This window comes from Streptosporangium sp. NPDC051023 (genome assembly GCF_040689595.1).
Classification (GTDB): Bacteria; Actinomycetota; Actinomycetes; order Streptosporangiales; family Streptosporangiaceae; genus Streptosporangium.
Map to the genome: position 1 here is coordinate 1 of NZ_JBFBCE010000043.1, position 23,420 is coordinate 23,420.

Genomic DNA, 23,420 nt, shown 5'->3' on the forward strand with positions numbered 1-23,420 from the left:
GTACGGCGTCGAGCCGTTGTGGGGCAGCCCGATCGCCTACGCCCAACCCCGGGCCTGGACGTGGCCCGCCTCGCCCCACCCCCCGGAAAGGGCGAGGCGGACATGACCCGGCGGCGGTGACGTGTCCGCCGCCGGGCCTCGCCGCGCGGGAGCCGGGCTCAACCGGCGCGGCGAGTCTGGGAGTCATGACGGCCGCCGGAAGATGCCGAGCAGGCCACGCAGTCTCAGGGCAGACGCGTCGTCCTCAGGCACGGTCTCCTCAGTCACGATCTCCATCTACTAGGGGACCAGCGGGAGCTGCTCCACAACCGGCTCGGGCGGCAGCGCGTTTCTTGGCTGGTAGTGGTCCGGGTCCAAGTCGGCCGCCAGGTGGAGCAGCTCCGCCGAGATGTCGGTGGGCTTCTCGGTGGCGATCCGCCTTAGGTGGGCGGCGATGCTACGCGGTTCCATGACGGCCTCCCGCCGGAAAGGAGACGGTCAGAGCGGGAGTCGGGCAGGTGCGGACCCACTCGGCGACCGTGCGGGCGATCTCGAAGACTTCGCCCGCCTTCCCGGCCAGCGCGTCGGCCGCGTCCTGGTGGATGGCGTCGATCACTTCGGCCTGGACATCGTCAAGGCCGCGCGTCTCCGGCCCGTCGGTGTAGGGGTTCGGGTCCCAGCCGGTGATGACCACGGGTCCGGCGTACGGCCAGGTAGCGGCCCCCAGCCCGATCAGCACCAGCGACCCGATCACGTTGCGCGGGTAGACCTCCGGCCGGGTGTGGCCGACATCGTTCACCCAGCCTCGAAACCACGGGGCCGCGATCGGCATGACCGGCGGGAGCGCGACTCCGGCAGGACCTTCAGGGCCGACCTCGGCGCGGATGCCGGGCCAGTTCGCGTCCTTGACGTGCAGCTCGCCGTCGGTGGTGATCAGGGCGTACCTCATGCCGCACCCCCAGCCGGGCGCGGCAGGATCCGCACCGTGCTGCGCGGCCCGACGGTCATCCCCCACCCGCCAGAGCACGCCACGCGGGTACCCTCGCCCAGAGCCGCCCGCAGGCTGCCGGTGTAGGACTCGAAGCGGTCGATCCGGTGGTGGTTGCCGAGGAACACGATCACGTCGCCGATCTCCAACTCCCGCCCCTCGATGGGGACGCCGATCTCCGGCCGATCAGGAAGCTGCGGCGGGGGCGGCACAGGAAGCAGCACCGGAGTGGCCACCGTCTGCTCTTCGACTGCCTCGGCCGTCTTCCTGCGGGAGGTCCGCTGCAGCTTGGCCCGCTCGGGACGCTCTCCTCGGCGCGCGGCGGCCCGGTCGTCACGCAGCGCCTTCTTGCAGGCATCGCAGCTCTCGATCTTCCGATATGCGTGCTGCTTGTAGCCCTTGACGGTGCCGTGCTCGATCCCGGCTTCCTGACCGATGACGCTCACGACGCACCACCCGGGCACTCGTCTTCGAAGTGCTCACCGCGCACCTGGCACCGCTCGCACACGTAGTCCGGTGCGGGCCTGGCGGACGGCTCGGCCGTCTGACCGGGCGGAGCGTCAGCCGGGGCCTCGGGCTCCTCGCTTTCCCCGACGACCTCGCCCTCGAAGTCGAAGTCGGGCAGCTCGCTCTCGCCCGCCTCGTTCTCCCGGGACAGCAGCTCAACCAACTCCGGACTCTGCGGCACCCAGTCGGCCAGCCTCCGAACTGCCGACTTGCGCCACATCGCGTCGAACTCGGTGTGCCACGTGCTGTTGAACCACCCCTTGCCGGGGTTGAGAGCGAAGTCCTCGGGGTCCTCACGGCGGTGCTGCTCGGCCAAGGCGTACGCCTTGCTGTAGCGGTCGCGGATCTCGATGGCCTGCCACCGGTTCAAGGTGATGATCTTCGACCGGCCGCCGCCCTTGATCTCCGCGTAGGCGTAGACCAGCAAGACCGGACCACGTTCCTCGGCCGGGGCGACCAAATCGGGCTCGTGCCAGAACTGCCCGCCGTCGCCGATCCGGTAGCCCCACTCGTCGTTCTCGTGGATGAACTCCGCCGTCACGTTCGTGACCTGACCGGAGCGGTACATCAGCTCCACCAGGCCCTGCCACTGGGCGATGAACGTGGCCTGCTTGCCGTAAGGCACAACGGCGGCCTGCTTCGTACCGGGCTCCAGACCCAGCCGCGCCGACTCCAGCAGCGCGGCCAGCAGGCTCTCCGGCGTGCAGTCCAGCAGCTTCGGCGTCTTCTGCACGGCCGTCAGCGCCATCCGCAGGAAGCGATCTACACCGACGTGCCGGGGCAACGCCATCTCGAACTGGGGTCGCATCTGCTGAAAGAGCTGACGGACGTCGCGGACCTTCGCCTTGACGGCCAGTTCCTTGTTCGTCGGCCGGTTGCCGGTCGCGCGCTGGGCGACACGGCCTCTGAGGTTGATGCTCATGATGATCCCCCGGGGGTGCGGAACACGCGGGCGCGGTGGCGCCCGTAGACGTCGGGCTTCTCGGCGGCCAGGCGCTCGCGGTCGATGGCCTTGACGAGGTGGACGTACTCGGCGGCCAGGTCCGGCTCGGCCTCACGGAACCGTTTACTGGCGAAGACCCCATTGCGGTGCCAGGAGTACAGCTCTCGGCCGGGAGCGAGCGCGACCTCGGCGATCTCGTTGGGGCCGAGCTTGGCCTTCAGCCGGTTCTCGATCCGGCCGAGGTCACGCTTCAACTCCTTGCGCTGGGCCACGATGGCGTCCCGCTCGGTGACTAGCGCCTCGATCTCGGCAACCTCGGCTCCGGCGAAGAACTTCACCGACTCAGGGCGCACGTCCCACAGGTGGCCGAGCAGCTCGTCCGTGGCCTCCAGGTCGCCGGGGTCGGGCTCGACTCCGGCGAGCACGTGCCGCTCCCAGAACTCGGTGACGAGCTGCACGAGGTGGCCGATCAGCTCTTCGTCGCGCTCCAGCCGGAACCACGCCAGGTCGTCGTCGATCAGACCAGCGACGTAGGCGCGCGGGTACCCCGTGACGGCCAGGTACCAATACGCCTGGAGAGCCGGGCCGTCCGGCGGTTCCTCGCCGTGCCAGTCCTCTCGGCGGGCGCTGCGCCATGTCCTGCTCTTGCACTCCAGGACGGCCGTGGCGTCGGGGTAGCCGGGGCCGAGCGGGATGTCCGGGTGGGGCTCCGACCAGGTGGCCAGGGTGGCGGACTCGACCACCAGGCGGTCGCAGTTCGCCAGCATCCACGGCCGGTCGGTGTGCTGGAGCGTTCCCGGCGACTGGAGAACCCCGTGGCCGGACTCCTCCTCGAACAGCTCGGCCACGAGGCCCTCCAGCTTGTGGCCGCGCCGGGCGGCCCTGTCCAGGCGCGGGTCACGGCGCTCGGCCAGCTCTCCGCGCTTGGACAGGTAGACGTGCAGCGGCCCACGATGGGCATCCATACCGAGGATCGCGGCCACATCCGAACCCCCGACACCGGTCCGCCGGACCTCCAGCCACTCCTCGCGGGAGAGGCCAGCGGGTGCGAGTAGGCGCGCGGTGGGCGTGATGAGGCTGGTCATGATGCCTCTCCCGCGTCGATGCGGGCGATCAGCTCGGCGGCCTCTTCGTGCGTCATCGTGAGCGTGCCGGAGTGCGCGCGGTGCTCAGCGTCGGGTCCTGCGTACACCTGGAGGACTGCGTGCGGGGAGTTCTCCGGGACCCATGGCGCGCCCAGCCGCTCGACCTTGATGCTGGTCATCGCTCGCATCCTTCGTCGCAGTCGGGGCGGCACGGCTCTCCGGCCGCCATGCGGGTCATCGCCTCCGTGCTTGGCCACTCCAGTTCGAGGCCGAGCCCGAACGCCTTGACCTTCGGCGCGCCGTACTGCTCGTAGTCGGCGGCCTCCATCGCCAAGACGATGTCGTCTCGGCCGAGCAGCCAGGCGTACTCCGTGAGCTTCTCCACGGACCGGGTCGCCGAGATGCCCCGGTGGTCCGCGATCTTGCCGAGGGCGAAGGCGTAGTACTCGCGGGCCATCTCCAGAAGCTCGGCCGCCTGTATGGCCTCGCCCCACTCCTCAGCCGTCACGCCTTCACGGATGAACGGCTGGGCGTGCTCGAAGGTCAGCGCCGGGATCAGGACCTGGCGGCGGAAGCCGAACAGGTCCATCTCGGCGGCCTCAGCGACGCGGGCCAGGAGCTCGTCCTGAGTGCGGGCGCTCATGATGTGCTCACCAGGTGATCCCCGGCCATGAGTCCGATGGCGATGTACGTGCCCGGCTCGACGGGGGCGGACTCCATACGGATGAGGCCACCGAGGTGGGAGGCCGCCCGGAGGGTGATCCAGCCGACCAGGCCCGGCTCGACGTCGGGGAACTCCATCCGCAGTTCCTCACCGATGTACGCGGCGAGGCCCTGAAGGGCGACGCGGCTCTCCTCAGGCAGCTCCTGGAAGAGGTCCAGCGCCTGCCGAGTCTGGTCGGCCCAGCCGGGCCACAGCGGGCTGTAGCTCATCACCGACCGCCCTTCGCCAGGGCCTGGCGCAGGCGCCGGGCACGGCGGCCGACCCGGCGGGCCAGCAGCAGCCCCCGCTCGGCGAGGGTCTGCCGGATCCGCCGCTCGGTCCGGGCGCCACCGGTCTGTAGCGGCGCCACCCAGGCGGCGGGGTCCTTCTCCTGCCAGACCTCGGCCCACTCCGCGAGTTCATCGCGCGTGTGACGGCCCATCACTGACCGCCTCCAAAGATGATCACGCCGGAGCGCTCGCCGAACGTGACGGCCTGGCGGGCGGACATGTCCGGGAAGACGGCGGACTCCCCGATCTCCTCGCCCTCGTCCGGCTCTCCGAAGTCGACGCCCTTCGGATCGACCAGGAACCACGGCTGTCCGCAACACGAGCCGTAGACCCGGCCGCTGTCGAAGGCGTAGGCGTAGTCCGTCGTCCGGCTGTCGTTCCACGGCCACGGCCATCCCTGGTCCGGCGTGGTGGCGTCGCCACGGCTGGCCAGGAAGCCGCCGAGCAGGTCGCGGAAGGTCTGCTCATCCCCGGCCTCCAGGGCACGGGTGTCGGTGCAGATCCCGGCGGGGTTGCCGTCCCAGGCGATCGAGCCGAGCCATTCGGCGTCCGGTCCGCGTCCGACGTAGAAGTCCGCTCGGGTGCCCATCACTGCCCCCTCCGGCCCCGACGGTGGGTCTCCGGGGTCTGCATGAAAGCGGTCACCTTGGCGTCCAGGCCGGGGTCGTCGCCACCCACTGGCTCGGAGGTGGGCGGCTCGTCGGCGGATGGGACCTCGATTGGCCCCGTGGTCGGCTGGGCGGTGGCGGCCTTCTCGGCGGCCACCAACTCGGCCTCCAACGCGCTCAGGTCCTTGTCCCAGAAATCGGCCTGGGCGGCGATGGCCTGCGCCAGGATCCGCGCGCCCCGGATGCGGGTGAGGTCACCACGTGGGATCTGCACCCGCAGCGGCCCGATGTCCAGGCTCGACCAACCGTCGTCGGACAGCGTCTTGCGTACCTGATCCGGCGTGATCGTCAGATACAGGTGGGCGTTCAGGGGAAGATCCATCACCCCTCCTCGGGGGTCGTGGTGGGGATCGGCTCGCCACGCTCGGTCAGGACCTGCTCGATCGCGGCCTTGAGCGGGGACCACGGATGGCCGAACTCGATGCCCCGGATGTAGGTGTCCCGCAGGTAGTCGGTGCTGTGGCGGCGGGCCTCGGTCAGGAGGGCCTCGGTGAGAACGTCAGGCTCCGGCTGTTCGTCGGGACGCTCGGCCGTACCGGTGAAGTGGTCGGCCAGCCGCCGCAGGTCCCGGGCGATGGAGACGGTGGCCAGCCGTTCGGCCTGCTCGGCAGCGGCGACCGCGCGGGAAGGGAGGCCGTGGATGGCGGCCCCCATCGGGTCGCGGCTGGTGTGCTCGGCCAGCCTTCCGACGGCGGCCACGAGGTTGTTCGCCATCTCCAGCGGGTCGGCCGGGACGCGGATCTCGGGCGAGGTCGCGGTCATCGCGCTGCCTCCGCCATGGTCAGCAGGGCGGCCAGCTCGGCGCTGCCCATCCCGACGACGCGGGTTTCGTGCTTGGCCGCCTCGATCGCGTCGGCCAAGACGAAGTGCTCACCCGCGAGGGCCTGCCACTCCTTGCCGGGGTCACGCCGGAACACCGTGTAGGTCGGCCGGTGGGAGTGGTTGTACGGGGTGACCAGCGCGACGGCCTCGGCCTGGCCGTTCAGCCGGGGACCGATGTGCGCGAGCTGGTAGGCGGCGTACTCGCCGAGCACAGTCCGGCAGGCGGGCAGGAGGATCATGGCAGGACCTCCAGGCGTGGGGTCACGGTGTGCCGGGCTGCCCATTCGCTCAGGGCCTCGCGGGCGTGCTGCGCGATGGCGCACAGCTCGTCGATCGCGGCCGGGGACAGGCCGGGCGGCAGGGCGTCGGGGTCCACGGTCGCGAACCCGGTGGAAGGGATCTCCAGGAAGATCACCCCGCCGAGCGTCGCGGCCGTGATGACCGGCCCGGCGGCCTCAGGCATCGGCACCGAGGAGGGCAGGACAGAGAGAGTGCCCATCACCGCCCCCGTCCCCGGACACGGATCTCCCGGACGCGGATCTTCTGGAGCCAGAGGGGCCGCATCCAGCAGCCCGGCCGGTCTCCCCAGCGGACCCACACCACGCCGAGATCGGATCCGTTGAGCAGCAGGTGAGCCGTCGGACGGGCTCGACGGTCACGGGCGATCGGGTCGTCCGGCGGGCAGAGAGCGATCACACCGGTCGCGCCCGAGTCCTTGTGCTGCACGGCGGTGCGCTCCGGCCAGATCAGGCGAAGGTCGTCGAGGCGGCTCATCACTCGCCCGCGTTCTGCGCGCCGATCGCCAGCAGCGCGCGGACCTCGGCCTCCCGGTAGCGGCGGTGACCGCCCAGGGTGCGGATGGAGGAGAGTCTTCCGGCCTTGGCCCAGCGCGTGACGGTCTTGGGGTCAACGCGGAACATGGTCGCGACCTCGGCCGGGGTGAGCAGCGGCTCGACGGCCACAGGCTCGGGGGTGAGGGTGACGGTGCCGTCAGGGGCGGTGGTCTTGATGCCCTTCATGAGGGGGCTCCTTCGGGGAGTGATTCAGGAGTTGTCTCCGGCCGCTTCTGCGCTGGCCGGGACTTTGTTGATCAGCTCGCGCACATCGCAGCCGAGGATCTCGGCGAGGCGTCCCAGCAGCTCGGGAGAGGCGCTGCGCGTGCCGCGCTCCAGCTCGCTCATGTGGCCTTTGCTGATCTCTGCCGCACGGGCGAGGTCGACCGGCCGCATCCGGGCCGCGATCCGAGCGATCCGCAGAGCTTCCGGATTCTGGTTGAGCGGTGCCCGGACGTGCTGCCGTCGAGGGCGCGAGCCGTTGTGCATGCTGTTGACACTAAGGCGAACTGTTCAAACTGTCCATAGTTTTCTTTCAGTTTTTTCAGTCACACCGGGCGGGTGATGAGAAGTGCTGGCCAGGCCCCCCGTCAACCGTTACAGTTCGCCTTAGTTCGCACAGTGGAGCACCGATCAGGCGAGGGACCGATGACCACACCGCAGATGCCCGAACCGCCGCCGGAGGCCGCGCTCGTCCGGCGCGTCCGCCAGGCCAAGCGGCTTTCCATCCCCGTGGTCGCGAAATCCGCGGGGATCAGTCCGGCCCGGCTCAGCCAGATCGAGAATGGCTACGAGACGAAGAAGGGCGGAATCTACGTTCCGGTGAACGCGCCGGCCGCGACGCTCGCGCACATCTGGGCCGCCCTGGAGATCGCCCGGGAGCGCCTAGTGGAGGTCGGCCGCGGCGACGCCCTGGAGATCCTCGACGAGATCCATGCGACCGGGGAGACTCCCCAGCCCGCGCCGGCACCGGCGGTCGAGACATGGCGGCAGCGCATCCAGGAGATCGCCGAACTGACCGAAACCGAACGCATGGCGGCCATCACTCTGATCGAGGCAATGCGTTCGGTGGAACCGCGAGCCCAAGGTGACAGCAGGGATGAAAGGGAACACAAGGCGGGATAACGTCGTTAGAACCATAACGATCAGATTTCGGGGTGTCTAAAATCAGTTAGCGATGGGAACGCACGTTCCACGCAGGCGCCTGGGAAGCACGCTGCACGATCGTCGCAAGATGCACAAAGGTGTGTACCCCATGCATTCACAACCCCCCGGCACGGATGCAGACGCCATTCTCGGCAGCATCCAATCGCGCGTCCGCCACATCGCCACCCTGGTCTCCTGGCAGGAACGCGCCACCGACTCCGCGGCTTCGCTCCACCAGCAGCTCCTCCAGGCCCAGGCGGACCTCGCACGAGCGCGGGCGGTGATCGATATTCAGCAGCGCATCATCGGGATCGACCTCACCGACCCGCCACCCCCACAGCTCGTCACGGCCTGGCGGGCCGGAAGTCCCGGCTACGTCCCGATCCAGGTGCTGATCGACGATGTGCCCGTCACGCTCATCATCCACGGGCCGCCACGAGAAGCCGACCTAGTGCGCGAGGCATATGCCTGGCAACGGGTCCAACAGGTGTGGCGGGAGGTGCATCACGAGCTGCGGGGGGTGGCGTGACCCACGTCATCCGCTACCGGGAGCTGGGCGACGACGTCGCCGTGGAGACCTACCACGAGGAGGACGGCCAGCTCGTGATCGTCGTCAACTCCCGGCTGTCGCATGAGGAGCAGCGGGCCGCGGTCGCCTCGGCACTGCGGGCCGAGCGTAACCACGGCCTCCTCGCACTGCCGCTGCTAGTGCTGGCCGGCCTGCGCGATGTGCTGGCCGGGCCGATCGCCACGGCGACCTCCAGCGCCGCCGCCGTGAGCCTGTGCGGCACGGTCGTCGGAGGTTATACGCCGCCGATCGTCCACCTTCCGACTCCTCCCGCCGTAGTGGTGGTCACGGTCGAGGGGCTGGCCGTGGCGAAGTCCATGTCCATCAGGCGCTCGATACGGCTCCCCGAACGAACACGGGAACGCTCCAGCCGCTAGCTCTTCAGCTGAACGCTGGCGGGGTCAGGGGGACCCCGCCACCCGGCCGAAAAGCCGTCACTCGGACGCCTTCGGATCGGCCGCCTTCAGTCTGTCCAGCCATGCGTCGATCTCGCTTTGCCAGGCGACCAGACGGCGGCCTTGCCTCCATAGCGGCGGAGCGTCAGGGCCTCCCTTGTGCCGCAGGTAGCGCAGGGTGCTCTCCGGACGGCGGGTGTACTTGGAGATCTCGGGCATCAGCATGAGCCTGTCGTTGGTCATCACGACCTCTTTCTTCATGGCCCGCCAGCACATCCCGTCCTCGCTGGGCTATCGCACTGGCCAACGTCAACCGTCGCCTGCTCAACACAGCCAACGCATGCCATCAACACTAGAGGAAACTGAAAGAACTAGTGGACACTATTTCTTCCTCTTGGTAAGTTCGCCATAGTTTCACTAGTGACCCAGCAAGGAGAAGGAGAGGAATGAAACGTGCAGGGGTGGTGAAGAAGCGGTGCGGCTGCCGTGACCCGCAGACGGGCAAGCAGCTCGGCGACCGCTGCCCTCAACTGCGGGTGTATCTCAAGGACCGCAAGGGCCAGCCCAAGCTCGACAGGAGCGGTCAGCCTCAATGGCGCTGGAACTCCGGCCATGGCGCTTGGTGGGCTCGCTACAGCGCACCGCCCGGCCCGGACGGCAAGCGCCGCCAGCCCTGGCTCGGCCCCTTCGACACCGAGGACGAAGCATCCAAGGCCCTACGCAAGGCGCTCACCGTTCTCGACGAAGGCGGAATCGCCCCCGACCGGAGCCTGACCTTCGGCGACTACCTCGATCAGTGGCTGAAGGGCAAGAAGTCCCTCAAGGACTCCACCTTGGCGTCCTACGTCGAGACCGTCGAGCTGTACGGCAAGCCGGGCCTCGGCTATCTCAAGCTCGCCGAGGTCAACGATCAGCACCTCAGCCAGCTCTACACGGCCATCGGGCAGATCAACAACCTCCCCGAGAGAGCGCGGCCCTCCGAGATGCTCCGTCGGCTGCTGGCGGCTCGCGCGCTCGCACCGAAGCTTCGCCTGGAGGACGGGGAGATGCCGGGGCTCAAGCGCAAGAAGCCCTTGTCCGTCTCCCGCATCCACCGCATCCACCGGGTGCTGTCCTCCGCGCTCGGCACGGCGGCCAAGACCAAGAAGATCCCCCACAACCCCGCTCAATATGTAGAACTACCGCGCCTGCCCAAGCGTCGGCCGCTGGTGTGGACGGCCGAGCGGATCGCCCGATGGAAGGAGACCGGAAGGGTTCCGGGCAAGGTCATGGTCTGGACGCCGGAGCTGTGTGGCCGGTTCCTCGACGTTGCCGAGGAGCGCGGAGAGCGCCTCTACTCGCTGTATCACCTCGCCGCCACGCGCGGCCTGCGCCGCGGCGAGGTGTGCGGCGCCCGGTGGGAGGACACCGACCTGAGCGACTCGAAGAGTCTGAGCCTGCTGGAGTCCGACGACGAAGACGACGACGGCCTGAAGTCCGATCCGTCCTGGCGGACGGTCGCTCTGGACGACACCAACATCAGGCTGTTGAAGGCGTGGCGCGCGGCCCAGCGGCGCGAGCGCCTGGCGGCCGGTGCCGACTGGATCGACACCGGACTGATCTACACCGCCGAGGACGGATCGGCGCTGCGAGAGGAGTACGTCTCCGAGCGATTCGCGGCCATCGTGAAGGCCGCCGGACTTCCGCCGATCCGGTTCCACGACCTGCGCCACTGCGCGGCCACCCTGATGCTCGCTGCCGGGGTGGACATGAAGGTGGTCTCTGCCACACTGGGCCACGCCCGCTACAGCTTCACCGCCGACGTCTACACCTCGGTCGTGCCGGAGGTTTCCCGGGCGGCTGCCGAGGCGACGGCCGCGATCATCCCGAGAAAGAGGACGCAATGAGCCCGTGAAACCGCCTTGTGCTCACCTTGTGCTCACGTAAGCCCTGAACAGCAAAACAGGGGTTCCCTCCGGAAGATCCTTCCGAAAGAAACCCCTGATCACAGCGGAGGCTCGGGGATTTGAACCCCGGATGGGCGGTAAACCCAAACCGCATTAGCAGTGCGGCGCCATAGACCTGACTAGGCGAAGCCTCCTGGTTGCCGTGTGGCTCAGCACAGAGTACCGGCCATCAGGCGAGGCGGCAAAGCGGTTCCGGCGCGCGTCGCGCCTGAGGAGCCGAGTCGGGTTATCCACTGCTGTGGATAACTTCGTGCACACCTGTGGATGGAGGTAGGTTTTCGCAGCTAAGGAGGGTGGGGAAGCTGGGGATTCTTACCGTTCGAGATGGGAGATCTCGCCCCATGGACACCGAAAAGGGCTCCCCCCTGGAAGGGGAGGAAGCCCTTGTGGACGGCGCGATCAGGCGGCGGGGTTGGCCTCGCCCTCGATCTCAATCTTGATCTTCTTGCCAACCAGGACGCCGCCGGTCTCCAGGGCCTGGTTCCAGGTCAGACCGAACTCCTCACGGTCGATCTCGGTCGTGATGGAGAAGCCCCACACGCTCTGGCCCCAGGGGTTGGTGCCGGCGCCGCCGTACTCGACGGTGAGCTCGACCTGCTTGGTGACGTCGCGGACGGTGAGGTCGCCGACCACGGTGAACTCGTCGCCGGAGTGACCGACCACGCGGGTGCTACGGAAGGTGATCTCGGGAAACTTCTCCGCGGCGAGGAAGTCATCGCCGCGCAGGTGACCGTCACGGTCGGCGACGCCGGTGCTGATGCTCTCGGCCTTGATCGCGAGCTCGGCGGACGACTCGAGGGGGTTCTCGGCGATGGTGACGCTGCCGGAGAACTGGTCGAAGTGACCGCGGACCTTGCTCACCATCATGTGCTTGACCACGAAGCCGATCCGGGTGTGGGCGGCGTCGAGGTTGAAGGTGCCGGCAGTGGGGATCTGAAGGTCTTCCCAGGTCCGAGTGGTCATGTCTACTCCCGAAGGGGTGCTTGCGGTGCGGATGTTTGCGTCAACAGATTTCTACATGAGGAATATTCCTCTCGTCAACTATCGTCGGATACAGTGGGATTGTGATCCCCTTTGACGACTCCCGGCTCACGGCGATGGGCTTGCTGGCCGAGGCCTTCGGCGGCCTCGTGGCGAAGACGCACACGTCCTTCGCCGAGGCGGGGCTTTCGGACATCGACTTCGAGACCCTGATACGGCTGGCGCGCTCACCCGGCAGGCGCCTGCGCATGAGCGATCTGGCCGCGCAGACCAACCTGTCAACCAGCGGGGTGACCAGGGTCGTCGACCGGCTGGAGCGTGAGGGGCTGGTGGTGAGGCAGGCGTGCGCCACCGACCGCAGAGCCTCCTACGCGGCGATCACCGAGGCGGGCACCGAGCGGCTCGGGGCGGTGCTCCCCCGGCATCTGGCGGACATCGAGGAGTGGTTCACGGGCCTGCTCTCCCCCGAGCAGCTCAGCGCCTTCCTGGACGCGCTGCGGACGATCCGCGACGCCGTACGGCCGTGCGCGACGGCGGGAGCCGAGGCCGTCCCCGAGGAGATCACCTCCGCGCGATGACGGCGGCCTCGCTCCGCGGCTCCAGTTGACGCTGCCCCGGGATCGTGAGGTCACCGCGGAGCCGCGCCATCGCCCGGGAGACCGTGCTCTTGACGGTGCCGACGCTGATTCCCAGCGCCTTGGCGATCTCCGGCTCGGTCATGTCCTCGTAGTAACGCAGCACGACCGCGGCCCGCATCCGAGTCGGCAGCCGGTCGAGAGCCTGCTCGACCTGTTCGGGCAGATGACCGTGACCACCTGCCAGGACCGGCTCGGGGATCTCCTCCGAGGGATACTCCTCCAGCTTGCGCCTTCGCCACCAGGAGATGTTGATGTTGACCATCGCCCGACGCACGTACGCGTCCAGGGCGGCGCGGTCCTGGATGCGCCCCCAGGCCAGATAGGTCTTGAAAAGAGCGGCCTGCAGCAGGTCCTCGGCATCGTTCGGATGCCCGGTGAGCTGGTAGGCGGCGCGCAGCAGTGCGGGACCGCGAGCAACGACGTACTCGCGGAACTCCTCGTGAATCCCGCCGGTCACCGCGATCACCAGCCCGTGGTCAGGTGCGTCTCGTGGCCAGAATCGCAGCCTGAGCCCCTAAACCGGCTGAACCGGAACCTATATTTCATCCCGTCAACGGCAAAAACGACGCAACACGGTGGCAGCGTCCTGAGATGTCGTCAGGTACGGGTTTGCCCTAGAACGGTAGACAACGCGTTCCACCCGGGAGGGGAATTTTGATACCTCCTCAGCGAGCTGACGGGATTATTGGCCGAAGCGAACGGCGAGACTCCCGCGAGCGTGTGACGCTGACGGGAGACCTTTGCGAAACATGGGGAGTGACGATGCCGTATCGCCGCGCTGAGCGCCGCCGCGTGCTGGCCGCCGCCGCGCTTGGCAGACCTCTCGCCGGGCCAGAGCCGAACCCCAAAACCGGAGCAGGTTCCGCTTTCGGCCCGGATTCCCGCTCCAGCACGGAGGCCGGTTCCGAGCCGGTCTCGGAGGAAGGCGAGCCCCTGCGTTCGGTCACCGGCGAGATCCTGGACGTCAGCCCGCATCTGATCATCATCGACACCCCAGAGGGCGGCGAGGAGCGGCTCGTCATCGCGCCGTGGGCGACCGCCTGGCGCGGAGAGACCGTCTCCCCCGCCGACCTGCCGATCGGCGCCCATGTGATCGTCAGGGCACTGCAGGGCGGCCGGGTCGTGGACCGGATCTGGTCGGACATCACCCGGATCACCGGTGTGATCCAGTCCATCGGCACCGGCCGCAGGGACCTCACGGTCGAGCTGTACTGCGGGCCCCACAGGGGACGGCGCACGATCGTCATCCCCTACGGCGCCTCGGGACGGCTGCGCGTGCGGCACCCGAAGTTCGAGCCGGGCTACCTGTTCGACGCCATCGGGATCCGGGAGGACGGCGTGGCGCACGCCCGCCTGCCCGCGACCTCTCAGCCCCCCTATCGGTGGACCGCCGTACCGCAGCCGCCCCCGGGCTACAGCGGCCTGCAGTCGCGGATCTCGGGGACCTCGACCTGGTCGGACGCCTTCGACTGGGGCGAGCGGGGCGCGGCCTACCCCATGCTGGAGCATGCCGACAGCGACTGCCAGGACGCGGGCGTCTCCTGTACGGCGCTGCCCTATCTCGCGCTGGGCTCGGCGCTCAGCGTGCGCAACGTGTGCGCCGGGCGGACCTCGGTGCTCTCGATCGTGGCGTGCGGCTGCCTGGCGGGCCGGTTCTGCGACCGGTGCCTGGAGTGCGGCACCTCTCCACGCGGCCGGATCGTGGAGCTGTCGCCGGTCTCCTTCGTGGAGCTCGGCGGGGACCTGACCAAGGGGTGCTTCAACGCCCGGGTCGGATTGGGATGACACAGATGCTGACGATGATCGCCGCCGCGCAGCTTCCGGTGCTGGGCGCGCTGCTCGCCGCGGGAGCGCTCTCCAAGGTGTGGACGGCCAGGGGGGAGGCCGAGCCGGGCGCGCTGAGCAGGCTCGGGCCCGCGGTGCTGGTTGTCGACCGCTGGCGCGCGCCCGCCATGCTCGGCTGCGCGGCCGGAGAGACGGCCCTGCTGGCGGGGCTGGTGATGACGGGCCATCCCCTGTTCCGCTGGTGTACGGCCGCGTTCTTCGCCATCTCCACCTACGTGCTGTGGGAACTGCGGCGACGCCGTCCCGACGTGGGCTGCGGCTGCTTCGGCGAGGTCAGCGCGGTGCCGGTCGGGCTGCGCTCGCTGGGGCGCACGATGGTGCTGACCGCCATGGCCACGGGGCTCGTCTGGACTCCGCCGGTCCCCGGCTGGTCGTTGCTGACCGGTATGACCTGGCCGCAGGCGCTGGCCGCGGCCGGAGGGCTGCTGGTGCTCGCCGTACTCTCGCCTGAGATCGAGGAGGCCGCCGCCAGGCTCCGGTATCGCGCCCCGTGTGAGCAGCGTCCGCTCGACCCGGCCCCCGCGCTCAACCGGCTGCGCGCGAGCGCGGCCTGGCGCTCGCACGAGAAGCTGCTGTCCAGCACCGACCCCGTCGACAGCTGGCGGGAACTGTGCTGGCGGTTCTTCGTCTATCCGGGGCAGAGCCACTCGGGCGAAGCGGTCGACGTGGTCTTCGCGATCTATCTGAGCGGGCGGCATCCGGCGGTGCGAGTGGCGATGGTCGGCTTCGACGGCCAGCCCGTCGACATGGCTCCTCTGCCGAAATCTATGCCCGTATCGGCTGGACGCTAGAAACCGCTAGATCTTTCTAGGGTGACACGATTCAGCTCTATACGGCTCTCTAGCTTCCCCACTAGAGAGCCGTATAGAGGTCTAGTGCCCTGCGCCAGTATATCGAACATATGTTCACGCGGGCTGAGAACGCAGAAACTTTCCGAAGTGTGGCACGGTGAACGCGATGAGCCCGCGCTCGGCGCTGTAGATCAGGCCTTTCTTGATGAGGCTGTCACGGGCCGGGGAGAGACTGGACGGCTTTCGGCCGAGCCCTTCGGCCACCTCGGCGGTCGCCACCGGCTCGTCGCCGATGGAGGCCATCGCGTGCATGTAGTCGCGCTCGGCCGGGGTCGCCCGCTCGTAGCGGCTGCCGAAGAAGCCGACCGCCAGCTCCTCCTCCGCCTCGGGCGCGGAGACCTTGATGTCGTCGGCGGTGATCGGGCTGCGCAACGCCAGGTCCCAGGCGACCTTGCCGTAGGCCTGGACGAAGTAGGGGTAGCCGTCGGCCGCCTCGTAGAGCGCGTCGAGGGCCTCCTGGGTGAACTCAACCCCCTCGCTCTCGGCCGGGGCGATGAGCGCCAGGTCGGCCGCCTCGCGATCGAGCCGGTCGATCCTGGCGTAGCGGAACAACCGCTCGGAATAGCTCTTGCTGGCCGACAGAACACTGGGCAGGTGCGGCAGACCGGCACCGACCACGATCAGCGGGCCGCCGCTCTGGGACAGCTCGTGGCAGGCCGCGCAGAGCGCGGAGACGTCCGGCGTCTGCACGTCCTGCATCTCGTCGATGAACAGGGCGATGCCGACCCCCAGGTCGGTGGCGACCGCGGCGGCGTCGACGAACAGCTCGGTGAGGTCGATCTCCAGGTCGCCTGAGTCGGCGCGGCCCCGGCTCGCGGGCACGTCGATCCCGGGCGACCAGTGCGAGGTGCCCTTGGCCGCGCCCGGGTCACGCATCGCGAACGCCTTGAGCACGCCGAGAAACTCCTCGATGCGTTCGGGTGCGCGATGCCTGGGCGCCAACTCGCGGACGGCCAGGTGCAGCGCGGCGGCCACCGGGCGCCGGATCGACTGGTCTGGCCGGGCCTCGATCTTGCCGGTGCCCCACAGCCTTTGCATGGCCATGGACTTGAAGGTGTTCAGCAGGACGGTCTTGCCGACGCCACGCAGCCCGGTGACGACCATGCTGCGCTCGGGGCGACCACGGGCCACCCGCTCCAGGACGATCTCGAACTGCTGCAGCTCTCGGTCGCGCCCTGCGAGCTCAGGAGGGCGCTGCCCCGCGCCGGGGGCGTAAGGATTGCGCACGGGGTCCACGCTCTCGGACTTTATGACGGGATATAGCGGCCGACGTAGATTTCCGTAGAAAGCGCTACGGCGTGTCGCGCGCGGCTGCGCGGAGGCACGCGGCACCGGGGCGTGAGTCGTCGGCGGCGTTGCGAGCATCGCCATGACACACCCCTCACCTGGGCAGACATCGCCCGAACCCGTGTTCGATCCAGTGTCGTCGACTGTAGCGCTACTTCGAACACAGGCGCGAGAGTTTCGGAGAAAAGCTCAACCAAAGAACGTCGGCGCCCTGGTCGAAACGGCTGCAACTCGGGCGAAAGCCGCTGCGAGCAACGGCCCAGGCGAGTCGCGACGAGCGAGTCTCGCCGAGCAGGGCGAGACGGGCAGGGCGAGACGGGCAGGGCGGGGTGCAGCGAGGCGCGACCGGGTCGTGTACGCCCGGTGAGTCCGCCACGACTACCCGTTATCACTTCAAGTAGCTGGACAACTACAATGAAGACTTGTCCTTTTTATCCGGCGTGGGGTGGCGACAAGTGAGAAGCTCTCGATCCGTGATGCGCATTCAGGCGACGCTCGCGCTGGCCGTCGGCTGCCTCGCGGCGGCGTGCGGCACGACCACCGCCCAGCAGCCCGCACAGCAGTCCACACAGACCGGCCAGACACCGGCCGCCCAGGGGACACAGGGTCCCGAGGGCGCCTCGTCGCCGATCCCCTCGGGGGCGCCGACCGCGACGCCGGCTCCGAGCCCGACCCGGACGGAGCCGCCGAAATTCTCGGCCAAGGTGTCCCGGGTCACTCGTGACCAGGTCAGATACTCATGGCGGCCCGGCTGTCCCGTCCCACTCGACGGCCTGCGGATGATCACGATGACCTACTGGGGCTTCGACCACAAGCCGCACACGGGAAAGCTGGTCGTGAACAAGGACGCGACCGACGCGATCATCACGGTCTTCGGCCGTCTGTACGGCTGGCGCTGGCCCATCTACAAGATGGAGCCCGTCGACGCCTACAAGGGAGACGACTACGACTCGATCGACGCCGACAACACCTCGGCGTTCAACTGCCGCTCCGCCACCGGGTCGAGCCACTGGTCCCAGCACGCTTACGGCAGGGCCGTCGACGTCAATCCCCGCGAGAACCCCTACCTGTCCGCCGACGGCACGGTGGCGCACAAGAACGCCCTCAAGTTCGCCAAGCGTCCGGTGGACGCCCCCGGCGTGATCAACCCCGGCGACCGGGTGGTCAAGGCCTTCCAGCGGGTCGGCTGGGAGTGGGGCGGCTACTGGACGGGGATCAAGGACTATCAGCACTTCTCCGAGGCGGGGAACTGAGGGGAACTGAGACGCTGGAGACACCTCCGGCGGGCGCGGACGGCGACGCCCCCTCCCCGCAGGCCTGGACGGACCCCTTCCGCGCACCCGGACGGCCTCCTTCAGCGGTCCCGGACGGTCTTCTCCCGCGGACCTGGACGGCGGTGCCGTATCGGAAACACCAGATCAGGGCCGGTCGTGACGTCATGTGGACACGGAGAGCAGCCAGACGGACGAACTGACAGATCATTACAAAAGCCTTGTATCCCCCCATGGCGGTACGCCCCACCCCCGGAAACCTGCCTGCCCTGGTGCATGATTGACCCCATGGTGGCCAAGGACGGAGACGGGTGGGCCCAGTGTGATCTCGGACATCAGCACTGGGGAGTGAACGGGGCCTCCGGGCTGCTCGCCGTCCACCACGACAGCACGGGGACCCCCTGGGTGCTGATGCAGAAGCGTTCCAGCTGGAGCCATCACGGCGGCACCTGGGGTCTGCCCGGTGGTGCGATCGACAGCCACGAGGACGCCATCGCGGGCGCGTTCCGCGAGGCCCGGGAGGAGGCCGCCCTGGACGGCGAGGGCCTGCGGGTCCAGGGCGTCTACGTCGACGACCACGGAGGCTGGTCCTTCCAGACGGTGATCGCCGAAGCCTCCGGCCTACTGGAGGCCGCCCCCGCCAACAGCGAGAGCACCGACCTGCGCTGGCTCACGCCCGACGAGATCTCCGCCAGGAACCTGCATCCCGGCTTCGCCGAGACCTGGCCGGTGATCAGCCAGGCGCTCGACCCCGTGCTGGTCGTCCTGGACGCCGCGAACATCATCGGCGCTCGCGCGGAGCACGGCTGGTGGCGGGACCGCGCCGGGGCCGCCGCCAAGCTCGTCTCCGAGGTCGGCGCGCTCAGCGCGGGCGGCGTGCGCGCGCTACCCGCCGGTCTGCCCGCCCTGACCAGGTGGTTCCCCCGGTTCACCGTGGTCGTCGAGGGCGCCGCCCGCGACGTCGCCGCGGTCCCCGGCGTCTCGGTGATCGCCGCCCCGGGAAGCGGCGACGACGCCGTCGTGCGGGCCGTACGGGATGCCGCTCCCTGGGAGCGGGTCCTGGTCGTCACCGCCGACCGGGGACTGCGCGAGCGGGTCACCGCTCTCGGGGCCGAGACGACCGGCCCCAGGTGGCTGCTGTCCCAGCTTTGACATCCTCCCGGTCCCAAAACCGGGATTCCCGGCCGAAGCCGGGTGATTCGCGGTTCACAACCTCGCCCAACGGCTGGAGGGCTCCCCGCGTCGAAGGAACCTCGCCCCCGGCGGTGACCGTCGGCTGTGATCGGAACGGCTGGATTCGGCCGGACAGGGTGGTGAATGTTCCACGTGGAACATTCCAGGATCTGTCACGATACGGATCATGCCCGAGCTTCGGACCGAATCGCGGAGCGTCTGGGACGACCAAGACGAGACCGTTCCTCCTGACTCGTGGGGACGTGGCGCGTCGCGGGGACGCTCACTGCCATGGGGGTTCGCGCTCGTCGTCGTCCTGCTGGTGGTCGGCCGGTTCACGCTCGCGTCCCGCCTGACGTCACCCGCGCTCCAGACCTGGGCGACCGTCTTCGTCGCCATCTGCGTGCAGGCGCTGCCGTTCCTGGTCTTCGGCGTGACGCTGTCCGCCGCGATCACCGCGTTCGTCCCGGCCTCCTTCTGGACCAGGGCCCTGCCGAGGCGGCCCGCCGCCGCCGTGCCCGTCGCGGGAGTGGCCGGCGCGGTGCTGCCCGGCTGCGAGTGCGCGTCGGTGCCCGTCGCATCGGGCCTGATGGCGCGGGGGGTGACTCCCGCCGCCGCACTGGCCTTCCTGCTCGCCTCACCCGCGATCAATCCGGTCGTCCTGGTCGCGACGGCCGTCGCCTTCCCCGGGCAGCCGATGATGGTGGTCTCCAGGTTCGGGGCGTCGCTGACCGTCGCGGTGCTGGTCGGCTGGCTCTGGCTGCGGTACGGCAGGAGCGAGTGGCTGCGGATCCCCGCACGTCCGCACGGGGACGGCAGGAAACTGGCGCGCTTCGGCGAGGCGATGCGGCACGACCTGCTGCACGCGGGCGGGTTCCTCATCGTCGGCGGCCTCGCCGCCGCCACGCTCAACGTCCTGGTCCCCCGGGAGTGGCTGACCACGATCGCGGGTGTGCCGTGGCTGGCCGTGCCGGTGATGGCCCTGCTGGCGGTGCTGCTGTCGATCTGCTCCGAGGCCGACGCGTTCGTCGCGGCCTCGATGACCGCGTTCTCTCCGACCGCGAAGCTGGCCTTCCTCGTGGTCGGGCCGATGGTCGACCTGAAGCTGATCGCGCTCCAGGCGGGCACGTTCGGCAGGGCGTTCACGGTCAGGTTCGTCCCGCTGACCTTCGCGCTCGCCGTCCTGGTGAGCGTTCTCTTCGGACTTCTCGGATTTCTCGGACGGCCGCCGCTGTGAACCGCGCGACCCAGAACCTCGTGCTGCCCCTGCTCGGCTGCGCCGTACTGCGGATCTCGGCGTTCTCCGCGACGTATCTGAACTACGTGAAACCCGGCTTCCGGCCGTTCCTGGTCGCCACGGGAGTGGTGCTGGTGATCCTGGGCGTCACCGGGCTGATCCAGGCGTCCCGCCCGGGGAAGCCCTCTCCCGAGGAGGGCAACGGCCACGCTCAGGCCGGTTCCGGCGATGGGCAGGACATGCACCATGCTCACTCGGAAGGCCCGGATGAGGGTACGGCGGGCGAGGAGCACGGGTACGAAGGGCACAGGCACGAAGGGCACAGGCACGAAGGGCACAGGCACGAAGGGCACGGGCACGACCACTCGCGCGGGCCGCGGGTCGCGTGGCTGCTGTGCCTGCCGATTTTCGCGATCTTCCTGATCGCGCCACCCTCGCTCGGCTCGTTCGCCGCCGCCAGGTCGGACACGCCTCCGCCCCGCGACCAGACCCTCACCGCCTTCACCCCGCTGACCGGCGAGGGCCCGACGGACATGCCGATCAGCGAGTTCATCGGCAGGGCGTGGGACGACGACAAGAAGTCCCTCACCGACCGCCGGGTCAGGCTGACCGGCTTCGTCGTCCCGTCGAGGAGGAAGGGGCAGTGGTACGTCACCCGGATGCAGATCGCCTGCTGCGCCGCGGACGCGTTCCCGCTGAAGGTCGCGGTCAAGGGGCTCAAAGCGCCCCCGGAGGACACCTGGGTCGAGGTCACCGGGACCTGGATCCCGCAGACGTTCGGCAAGATGCCCAACGGGGTCGTCTACCCCGAGCTGGCCGGTACGGATCTGGTGAAGGTCGCCACACCGGACGAGCCGTACGAGTAGTCCGGGGCCGGCGTCAGGTGCGGGACAGCGCGGGATCTGGTGGCGCGACCCGGCACAGGTCGCGGGTGGCCCGGTGGAACAGCCAGTAGCTCACCGCCGCGACGACGGGGAAGAAGAGCCTGGCCGGGCCGGGAATGTCGAGGGTGAGCAGACCGTCGTTGAGCGAGTGGAGTACGGCCGCCGCCGCGAAGGTCCCGGTGACGGCGCTCGTCACCACGACCCGTCCCTTGACCTGCCAGACTCCGAAGGCGATCGCGCAGACCAGGCCGGTCCAGGCCAGATGGCTGAACGGTGTGGTGAGCCCGCGCATGAACAGCACCACACCCGCCCCCAGGACGTTGTCGTGGCTGAGGCTTTTCCAGGCGTACGACATCGACTCCATGATGGCGAACCCGGTCGCGCAGGACAGGCCGAGCGCGACGCCGGCGGGTTTGGTCAGGTGATGCCCGCTGAACGCGACCGCGAGAAGAGGAACGAACTTGGCCGCCTCCTCGATCCATCCGACCCGCAGGATCGTGGGGCCGCTTTTGTCCGCGATGAAGAGGGAGTCGAAGTATCCGCCGAGCAGGAGAGCGACACCCCCGCCGAACAGGAACATCCCCACCAGCGTCGTTCCCGGCACGCTGTCACCGATCCCGGTCCGGTCGTGGATGGCGACGAGAAGCGCGACCGGACCCGCCGCCGCGCCGTAGAAGAAGGCCGCGGGCATTACCGCGCGGTTGCCGACCATCTCCATCATGAAGATCAGCGCAGCCGACAGGGCCATCATTGCGATCCACACTTTGAACCATCTATGCCGATAGAACCTTAAATGTCCTCGCATGTGAGGTAATTCCCCGTTTGGGGTTACGCAAATTCGGGCGAATGGTGCATTATTCCCTAAAGATCATTCCCGCTACGATGACCGCGCCGATCACCATGAAGACCACGGGAACGAGCCACCGCCCCGACCGCTCGACCAGCTCAATGATCTTCTTGTGCGACCCGAGCCAGGAGGCCACCGCGCACCAGACCGCCACGAGCACGGCGAACACCGCGACGGTGACGAGGCTGGAGGCCGGGCCGATCGTACGGAACATCGGGGTGTAGACCGAGATGTTGTCCGCGCCGTTGGCCACGGTCACCCCGGCGATCGAGACCACCCCGGAGGCGACCGGTTCCGCGTCGTCGCCCTTCCTGAAGAACCCCCACACTCCCAGGCCGAACGGGATCAACCCGAGCAGCCCGACCCACCGGTCCGGCACCACGGCCAGCCCGAGCGCCGCCACGGCGGAGACCACGACCAGGGCGGCGATGCCGACGTACTGCCCCGCGACGATCTTCCAGGGAGGGGGAACGCCTCCCGACCTGGCCGCCAGGAACAGCACCGTCAAAATGACGATGTCGTCCACATTGGTTCCGGTGAAGACAGCGGCGGCCGTACCGATCGTTTCGCCCACAGGCGCATTATGGAGCTCGCTCCCGCACAGTGCCCTGGCAGGCCTCGGCCCATGAGCCGCGCGTAGCCTCGCCGCCCGCACTCGGGTCACCGTGGCCGAGCACGGGCGCCGGGAGTTAAGATCACGTTCGTTACGCCAGCGCTCCGCCGCCCGTTCTCGCTCGTCGCGCCCACCGCCCGCCCAGCCCGTCCCGCCTGCTCCGTCCGTTCCCTTCGGCCCCCCGGAGGCCTCGCGTGGACCATCCGCCGCAGTACGGCAAGGCACCGAGGGGTGAGACCGGCCGAGGCGTGGTCGTGATATTGATCATGGTCATCGGCGTGCTCATCGCGGCGGTCGTCACCGTGGTAATGGTGTTCAGCCCCACTCCCACCCCCAAGAGCACCCCCACGTTCCAGGGACCTGAGCACTCGGAGACCTCTGTGCGTCATGACGCGCAGCTCGCGCTCGACACCTATTACGGCGGGTCGTACGGCGATTTCTGGGACCTGTGGAGCTCGCAGGCCCAAGGGCTGATCAAACGCGAGGAGTACGTCCGGCTGTTCCAGCTCTGCCCGCCCCTCACACAGGACACCCAGGCCGCCATCACCACCGTCACGGTCACCGGCGACAACGCCAAAGTGCAGGCGACCGGGGGAACGGGCGACTTCGACTTCGTCCTCGAAGGCGGGTCCTGGCGGTACACGCCGTCACCGCAACAGCAGCTGGACTATCGGACCAAGACGGCCGACCAGCTGGCCCAGGAGCAGCGGTCCGCGGGCGCCTGCGGCACGAGCGTCCCCACCTCGCCCCCGACTCCCTCCTCCTTCCCGGTGCCGACCTCCTTCCCGACACCGACCTCGACGCCACCCCCAACCTCGACATCGACATCAACATCGACATCGACATCGACATCGACACCGACACCGACACCGACACCGAACTGATTCTCTTCCGCGGAAATCCAGATGAACCCGCGTGCC

Annotated in this window: 35 protein-coding genes and 1 tRNA gene; 12 read left to right on the top strand and 24 right to left on the bottom strand. The window is 68.8% G+C overall.

All coding sequences use genetic code 11. From position 1 onward, the window contains the following. Window positions 1-279: 279 nt before the first annotated feature. The 17 genes from AB0395_RS26385 to AB0395_RS26465 are packed head-to-tail and all read right to left on the bottom strand — an operon-like array spanning window position 280 to window position 7,307. Window positions 280-450 carry a hypothetical protein gene (locus AB0395_RS26385; protein WP_366285046.1) on the bottom strand — a complete coding sequence of 57 codons (171 nt, stop codon included), beginning with the start codon at window positions 448-450 and terminating at the stop codon, window positions 280-282. Continuing rightward, window positions 437-928: a hypothetical protein gene (locus AB0395_RS26390; RefSeq protein WP_366285049.1), complete on the bottom strand. Its 492-nt coding sequence runs from the start codon at window positions 926-928 to the stop codon at window positions 437-439. Before AB0395_RS26390 ends, AB0395_RS26385 begins: the two co-directional genes overlap by 14 nt. Beyond that, a complete protein-coding gene (locus tag AB0395_RS26395) occupies window positions 925-1,413 on the bottom strand; it encodes a hypothetical protein (RefSeq protein WP_366285052.1) in 489 nt (162 codons plus the stop codon). The genes AB0395_RS26390 and AB0395_RS26395 overlap by 4 nt, the downstream gene beginning before the upstream one ends. Further along, window positions 1,410-2,396 carry a recombinase RecT gene (locus tag AB0395_RS26400; RefSeq protein ID WP_366285054.1) on the bottom strand — a complete coding sequence of 329 codons (987 nt, stop codon included), beginning with the start codon at window positions 2,394-2,396 and terminating at the stop codon, window positions 1,410-1,412. Before AB0395_RS26400 ends, AB0395_RS26395 begins: the two co-directional genes overlap by 4 nt. Beyond that, window positions 2,393-3,502, bottom strand: coding sequence for a lambda-exonuclease family protein (locus AB0395_RS26405; protein ID WP_366285056.1), 1,110 nt, complete (start codon window positions 3,500-3,502; stop codon window positions 2,393-2,395). The genes AB0395_RS26400 and AB0395_RS26405 overlap by 4 nt, the downstream gene beginning before the upstream one ends. Then, window positions 3,499-3,681 carry a hypothetical protein gene (locus tag AB0395_RS26410; RefSeq protein ID WP_366285057.1) on the bottom strand — a complete coding sequence of 61 codons (183 nt, stop codon included), beginning with the start codon at window positions 3,679-3,681 and terminating at the stop codon, window positions 3,499-3,501. The genes AB0395_RS26405 and AB0395_RS26410 overlap by 4 nt, the downstream gene beginning before the upstream one ends. Then, a complete protein-coding gene (locus AB0395_RS26415) occupies window positions 3,678-4,145 on the bottom strand; it encodes a hypothetical protein (protein ID WP_366285059.1) in 468 nt (155 codons plus the stop codon). The genes AB0395_RS26410 and AB0395_RS26415 overlap by 4 nt, the downstream gene beginning before the upstream one ends. Continuing rightward, a complete protein-coding gene (locus AB0395_RS26420; protein ID WP_366285061.1) occupies window positions 4,142-4,435 on the bottom strand; it encodes a hypothetical protein in 294 nt (97 codons plus the stop codon). The genes AB0395_RS26415 and AB0395_RS26420 overlap by 4 nt, the downstream gene beginning before the upstream one ends. Next, window positions 4,435-4,647: a hypothetical protein gene (locus AB0395_RS26425; protein WP_366285063.1), complete on the bottom strand. Its 213-nt coding sequence runs from the start codon at window positions 4,645-4,647 to the stop codon at window positions 4,435-4,437. Before AB0395_RS26425 ends, AB0395_RS26420 begins: the two co-directional genes overlap by 1 nt. Continuing rightward, on the bottom strand, window positions 4,647-5,084 hold the full coding sequence (locus AB0395_RS26430; protein ID WP_366285066.1) for a hypothetical protein: 438 nt from the start codon (window positions 5,082-5,084) through the stop codon (window positions 4,647-4,649). Before AB0395_RS26430 ends, AB0395_RS26425 begins: the two co-directional genes overlap by 1 nt. Next, entirely contained in the window at window positions 5,084-5,485 is a 402-nt protein-coding gene (locus tag AB0395_RS26435; protein WP_366285068.1) for a hypothetical protein, read from the bottom strand. Before AB0395_RS26435 ends, AB0395_RS26430 begins: the two co-directional genes overlap by 1 nt. After that, window positions 5,485-5,925 (bottom strand): hypothetical protein, encoded by a 441-nt coding sequence (locus AB0395_RS26440; RefSeq protein ID WP_366285070.1) that lies wholly within the window; start codon window positions 5,923-5,925, stop codon window positions 5,485-5,487. Before AB0395_RS26440 ends, AB0395_RS26435 begins: the two co-directional genes overlap by 1 nt. Next, on the bottom strand, window positions 5,922-6,224 hold the full coding sequence (locus AB0395_RS26445; protein ID WP_366285073.1) for a hypothetical protein: 303 nt from the start codon (window positions 6,222-6,224) through the stop codon (window positions 5,922-5,924). The genes AB0395_RS26440 and AB0395_RS26445 overlap by 4 nt, the downstream gene beginning before the upstream one ends. After that, the gene (locus AB0395_RS26450; protein ID WP_366285076.1) at window positions 6,221-6,484 is read right to left on the bottom strand and encodes a hypothetical protein; all 264 of its coding nucleotides are present in this window, start codon (window positions 6,482-6,484) and stop codon (window positions 6,221-6,223) included. The genes AB0395_RS26445 and AB0395_RS26450 overlap by 4 nt, the downstream gene beginning before the upstream one ends. Continuing rightward, window positions 6,484-6,759, bottom strand: coding sequence for a hypothetical protein (locus tag AB0395_RS26455; RefSeq protein ID WP_366285078.1), 276 nt, complete (start codon window positions 6,757-6,759; stop codon window positions 6,484-6,486). The genes AB0395_RS26450 and AB0395_RS26455 overlap by 1 nt, the downstream gene beginning before the upstream one ends. Further along, window positions 6,759-7,004 carry a BldC family transcriptional regulator gene (locus AB0395_RS26460; RefSeq protein ID WP_366285081.1) on the bottom strand — a complete coding sequence of 82 codons (246 nt, stop codon included), beginning with the start codon at window positions 7,002-7,004 and terminating at the stop codon, window positions 6,759-6,761. Before AB0395_RS26460 ends, AB0395_RS26455 begins: the two co-directional genes overlap by 1 nt. 24 nt (window positions 7,005-7,028) lie before the next feature. Next, window positions 7,029-7,307, bottom strand: a complete 279-nt coding sequence (locus AB0395_RS26465) for a helix-turn-helix transcriptional regulator (RefSeq protein WP_366285084.1) — start codon at window positions 7,305-7,307, stop codon at window positions 7,029-7,031. Between the two features lie 159 nt (window positions 7,308-7,466). Between AB0395_RS26465 and AB0395_RS26470 the strand changes: the two genes are divergently transcribed. From AB0395_RS26470 to AB0395_RS26480, 3 genes are all read left to right on the top strand, one after another. Then, the gene (locus tag AB0395_RS26470) at window positions 7,467-7,943 is read left to right on the top strand and encodes a helix-turn-helix transcriptional regulator (protein ID WP_366285087.1); all 477 of its coding nucleotides are present in this window, start codon (window positions 7,467-7,469) and stop codon (window positions 7,941-7,943) included. Between the two features lie 130 nt (window positions 7,944-8,073). Further along, window positions 8,074-8,493 (top strand): hypothetical protein, encoded by a 420-nt coding sequence (locus tag AB0395_RS26475; RefSeq protein ID WP_366285089.1) that lies wholly within the window; start codon window positions 8,074-8,076, stop codon window positions 8,491-8,493. Next, the gene (locus tag AB0395_RS26480) at window positions 8,490-8,909 is read left to right on the top strand and encodes a hypothetical protein (RefSeq protein WP_366285092.1); all 420 of its coding nucleotides are present in this window, start codon (window positions 8,490-8,492) and stop codon (window positions 8,907-8,909) included. The genes AB0395_RS26475 and AB0395_RS26480 overlap by 4 nt, the downstream gene beginning before the upstream one ends. 57 nt (window positions 8,910-8,966) lie before the next feature. On the opposite strand, the gene AB0395_RS26485 is transcribed toward AB0395_RS26480, so the two are convergent. After that, complete coding sequence (locus AB0395_RS26485; protein WP_366285095.1) at window positions 8,967-9,170, bottom strand: hypothetical protein; 204 nt, start codon at window positions 9,168-9,170, stop codon at window positions 8,967-8,969. Between the two features lie 203 nt (window positions 9,171-9,373). On the opposite strand from AB0395_RS26485, the gene AB0395_RS26490 reads away from it, so the two are divergent. After that, window positions 9,374-10,813 (top strand): tyrosine-type recombinase/integrase, encoded by a 1,440-nt coding sequence (locus tag AB0395_RS26490; RefSeq protein ID WP_366285098.1) that lies wholly within the window; start codon window positions 9,374-9,376, stop codon window positions 10,811-10,813. Window positions 10,814-10,917: 104 nt separating this feature from the next. Here AB0395_RS26490 and AB0395_RS26495 read toward each other — a convergent pair. Further along, window positions 10,918-11,007 (bottom strand) — tRNA-Ser (locus AB0395_RS26495). 265 nt (window positions 11,008-11,272) lie between these two features. After that, window positions 11,273-11,836 (bottom strand): YceI family protein, encoded by a 564-nt coding sequence (locus AB0395_RS26500; protein ID WP_366285099.1) that lies wholly within the window; start codon window positions 11,834-11,836, stop codon window positions 11,273-11,275. Between the two features lie 101 nt (window positions 11,837-11,937). Between AB0395_RS26500 and AB0395_RS26505 the strand changes: the two genes are divergently transcribed. Further along, the gene (locus AB0395_RS26505) at window positions 11,938-12,432 is read left to right on the top strand and encodes a MarR family transcriptional regulator (protein ID WP_366285102.1); all 495 of its coding nucleotides are present in this window, start codon (window positions 11,938-11,940) and stop codon (window positions 12,430-12,432) included. Here the strand turns inward: AB0395_RS26505 and AB0395_RS26510 are convergent. Beyond that, a complete protein-coding gene (locus AB0395_RS26510; protein ID WP_366285105.1) occupies window positions 12,416-12,958 on the bottom strand; it encodes a SigE family RNA polymerase sigma factor in 543 nt (180 codons plus the stop codon). The two genes, AB0395_RS26505 and AB0395_RS26510, sit on opposite strands and share 17 nt — an antisense overlap. A 296-nt stretch (window positions 12,959-13,254) precedes the next feature. On the opposite strand from AB0395_RS26510, the gene AB0395_RS26515 reads away from it, so the two are divergent. Both AB0395_RS26515 and AB0395_RS26520 read left to right on the top strand, forming a co-directional pair. Next, entirely contained in the window at window positions 13,255-14,277 is a 1,023-nt protein-coding gene (locus AB0395_RS26515) for a hypothetical protein (protein ID WP_366285107.1), read from the top strand. Between the two features lie 5 nt (window positions 14,278-14,282). After that, window positions 14,283-15,128, top strand: a complete 846-nt coding sequence (locus tag AB0395_RS26520; protein WP_366285110.1) for a MauE/DoxX family redox-associated membrane protein — start codon at window positions 14,283-14,285, stop codon at window positions 15,126-15,128. A 114-nt stretch (window positions 15,129-15,242) separates the two neighbouring features. Here AB0395_RS26520 and AB0395_RS26525 read toward each other — a convergent pair whose 3' ends face one another. After that, window positions 15,243-16,424, bottom strand: a complete 1,182-nt coding sequence (locus AB0395_RS26525; RefSeq protein WP_366285113.1) for an ATP-binding protein — start codon at window positions 16,422-16,424, stop codon at window positions 15,243-15,245. 527 nt (window positions 16,425-16,951) lie between these two features. Between AB0395_RS26525 and AB0395_RS26530 the strand changes: the two genes are divergently transcribed. From AB0395_RS26530 to AB0395_RS26545, 4 genes are all read left to right on the top strand, one after another. After that, window positions 16,952-17,728, top strand: coding sequence for a M15 family metallopeptidase (locus AB0395_RS26530; RefSeq protein ID WP_366285254.1), 777 nt, complete (start codon window positions 16,952-16,954; stop codon window positions 17,726-17,728). A gap of 306 nt (window positions 17,729-18,034) precedes the next feature. Beyond that, window positions 18,035-18,898, top strand: coding sequence for an NUDIX hydrolase (locus AB0395_RS26535; RefSeq protein WP_366285116.1), 864 nt, complete (start codon window positions 18,035-18,037; stop codon window positions 18,896-18,898). A gap of 208 nt (window positions 18,899-19,106) precedes the next feature. Further along, window positions 19,107-20,156, top strand: coding sequence for a permease (locus AB0395_RS26540; RefSeq protein ID WP_366285119.1), 1,050 nt, complete (start codon window positions 19,107-19,109; stop codon window positions 20,154-20,156). Next, entirely contained in the window at window positions 20,153-21,022 is an 870-nt protein-coding gene (locus AB0395_RS26545; protein ID WP_366285121.1) for a TIGR03943 family protein, read from the top strand. Before AB0395_RS26540 ends, AB0395_RS26545 begins: the two co-directional genes overlap by 4 nt. Before the next feature lie 13 nt (window positions 21,023-21,035). Here the strand turns inward: AB0395_RS26545 and AB0395_RS26550 are convergent, their stop codons facing one another. Next, window positions 21,036-21,803, bottom strand: coding sequence for a PrsW family glutamic-type intramembrane protease (locus AB0395_RS26550; RefSeq protein WP_366285124.1), 768 nt, complete (start codon window positions 21,801-21,803; stop codon window positions 21,036-21,038). Between the two features lie 91 nt (window positions 21,804-21,894). Further along, on the bottom strand, window positions 21,895-22,461 hold the full coding sequence (locus AB0395_RS26555) for a cadmium resistance transporter (protein WP_366285126.1): 567 nt from the start codon (window positions 22,459-22,461) through the stop codon (window positions 21,895-21,897). Between the two features lie 233 nt (window positions 22,462-22,694). Here AB0395_RS26555 and AB0395_RS26560 point away from each other — a divergent pair, with 233 nt between their 5' ends. Next, window positions 22,695-23,384, top strand: coding sequence for a hypothetical protein (locus AB0395_RS26560; protein WP_366285128.1), 690 nt, complete (start codon window positions 22,695-22,697; stop codon window positions 23,382-23,384). The last annotated feature ends 36 nt before the right edge of the window (window positions 23,385-23,420 follow it).

What these genes read in the sequence shown, in the direction of transcription:
- AB0395_RS26385 (WP_366285046.1), bottom strand. Translation starts at nt 450, where the DNA reads ATGGAACCGCGTAGCATCGCCGCCCACCTAAGGCGGATCGCCACCGAG.
- AB0395_RS26390 (WP_366285049.1), bottom strand. Translation starts at nt 928, where the DNA reads ATGAGGTACGCCCTGATCACCACCGACGGCGAGCTGCACGTCAAGGAC.
- AB0395_RS26400 (WP_366285054.1), bottom strand. Translation starts at nt 2,396, where the DNA reads ATGAGCATCAACCTCAGAGGCCGTGTCGCCCAGCGCGCGACCGGCAAC.
- AB0395_RS26405 (WP_366285056.1), bottom strand. Translation starts at nt 3,502, where the DNA reads ATGACCAGCCTCATCACGCCCACCGCGCGCCTACTCGCACCCGCTGGC.
- AB0395_RS26410 (WP_366285057.1), bottom strand. Translation starts at nt 3,681, where the DNA reads ATGACCAGCATCAAGGTCGAGCGGCTGGGCGCGCCATGGGTCCCGGAG.
- AB0395_RS26415 (WP_366285059.1), bottom strand. Translation starts at nt 4,145, where the DNA reads ATGAGCGCCCGCACTCAGGACGAGCTCCTGGCCCGCGTCGCTGAGGCC.
- AB0395_RS26420 (WP_366285061.1), bottom strand. Translation starts at nt 4,435, where the DNA reads ATGAGCTACAGCCCGCTGTGGCCCGGCTGGGCCGACCAGACTCGGCAG.
- AB0395_RS26425 (WP_366285063.1), bottom strand. Translation starts at nt 4,647, where the DNA reads ATGGGCCGTCACACGCGCGATGAACTCGCGGAGTGGGCCGAGGTCTGG.
- AB0395_RS26430 (WP_366285066.1), bottom strand. Translation starts at nt 5,084, where the DNA reads ATGGGCACCCGAGCGGACTTCTACGTCGGACGCGGACCGGACGCCGAA.
- AB0395_RS26435 (WP_366285068.1), bottom strand. Translation starts at nt 5,485, where the DNA reads ATGGATCTTCCCCTGAACGCCCACCTGTATCTGACGATCACGCCGGAT.
- AB0395_RS26440 (WP_366285070.1), bottom strand. Translation starts at nt 5,925, where the DNA reads ATGACCGCGACCTCGCCCGAGATCCGCGTCCCGGCCGACCCGCTGGAG.
- AB0395_RS26445 (WP_366285073.1), bottom strand. Translation starts at nt 6,224, where the DNA reads ATGATCCTCCTGCCCGCCTGCCGGACTGTGCTCGGCGAGTACGCCGCC.
- AB0395_RS26450 (WP_366285076.1), bottom strand. Translation starts at nt 6,484, where the DNA reads ATGGGCACTCTCTCTGTCCTGCCCTCCTCGGTGCCGATGCCTGAGGCC.
- AB0395_RS26455 (WP_366285078.1), bottom strand. Translation starts at nt 6,759, where the DNA reads ATGAGCCGCCTCGACGACCTTCGCCTGATCTGGCCGGAGCGCACCGCC.
- AB0395_RS26460 (WP_366285081.1), bottom strand. Translation starts at nt 7,004, where the DNA reads ATGAAGGGCATCAAGACCACCGCCCCTGACGGCACCGTCACCCTCACC.
- AB0395_RS26465 (WP_366285084.1), bottom strand. Translation starts at nt 7,307, where the DNA reads ATGCACAACGGCTCGCGCCCTCGACGGCAGCACGTCCGGGCACCGCTC.
- AB0395_RS26470 (WP_366285087.1), top strand. Translation starts at nt 7,467, where the DNA reads ATGACCACACCGCAGATGCCCGAACCGCCGCCGGAGGCCGCGCTCGTC.
- AB0395_RS26475 (WP_366285089.1), top strand. Translation starts at nt 8,074, where the DNA reads ATGCATTCACAACCCCCCGGCACGGATGCAGACGCCATTCTCGGCAGC.
- AB0395_RS26485 (WP_366285095.1), bottom strand. Translation starts at nt 9,170, where the DNA reads ATGACCAACGACAGGCTCATGCTGATGCCCGAGATCTCCAAGTACACC.
- AB0395_RS26490 (WP_366285098.1), top strand. Translation starts at nt 9,374, where the DNA reads ATGAAACGTGCAGGGGTGGTGAAGAAGCGGTGCGGCTGCCGTGACCCG.
- AB0395_RS26500 (WP_366285099.1), bottom strand. Translation starts at nt 11,836, where the DNA reads ATGACCACTCGGACCTGGGAAGACCTTCAGATCCCCACTGCCGGCACC.
- AB0395_RS26515 (WP_366285107.1), top strand. Translation starts at nt 13,255, where the DNA reads ATGCCGTATCGCCGCGCTGAGCGCCGCCGCGTGCTGGCCGCCGCCGCG.
- AB0395_RS26520 (WP_366285110.1), top strand. Translation starts at nt 14,283, where the DNA reads ATGCTGACGATGATCGCCGCCGCGCAGCTTCCGGTGCTGGGCGCGCTG.
- AB0395_RS26530 (WP_366285254.1), top strand. Translation starts at nt 16,952, where the DNA reads ATGCGCATTCAGGCGACGCTCGCGCTGGCCGTCGGCTGCCTCGCGGCG.
- AB0395_RS26535 (WP_366285116.1), top strand. Translation starts at nt 18,035, where the DNA reads ATGGTGGCCAAGGACGGAGACGGGTGGGCCCAGTGTGATCTCGGACAT.
- AB0395_RS26540 (WP_366285119.1), top strand. Translation starts at nt 19,107, where the DNA reads ATGCCCGAGCTTCGGACCGAATCGCGGAGCGTCTGGGACGACCAAGAC.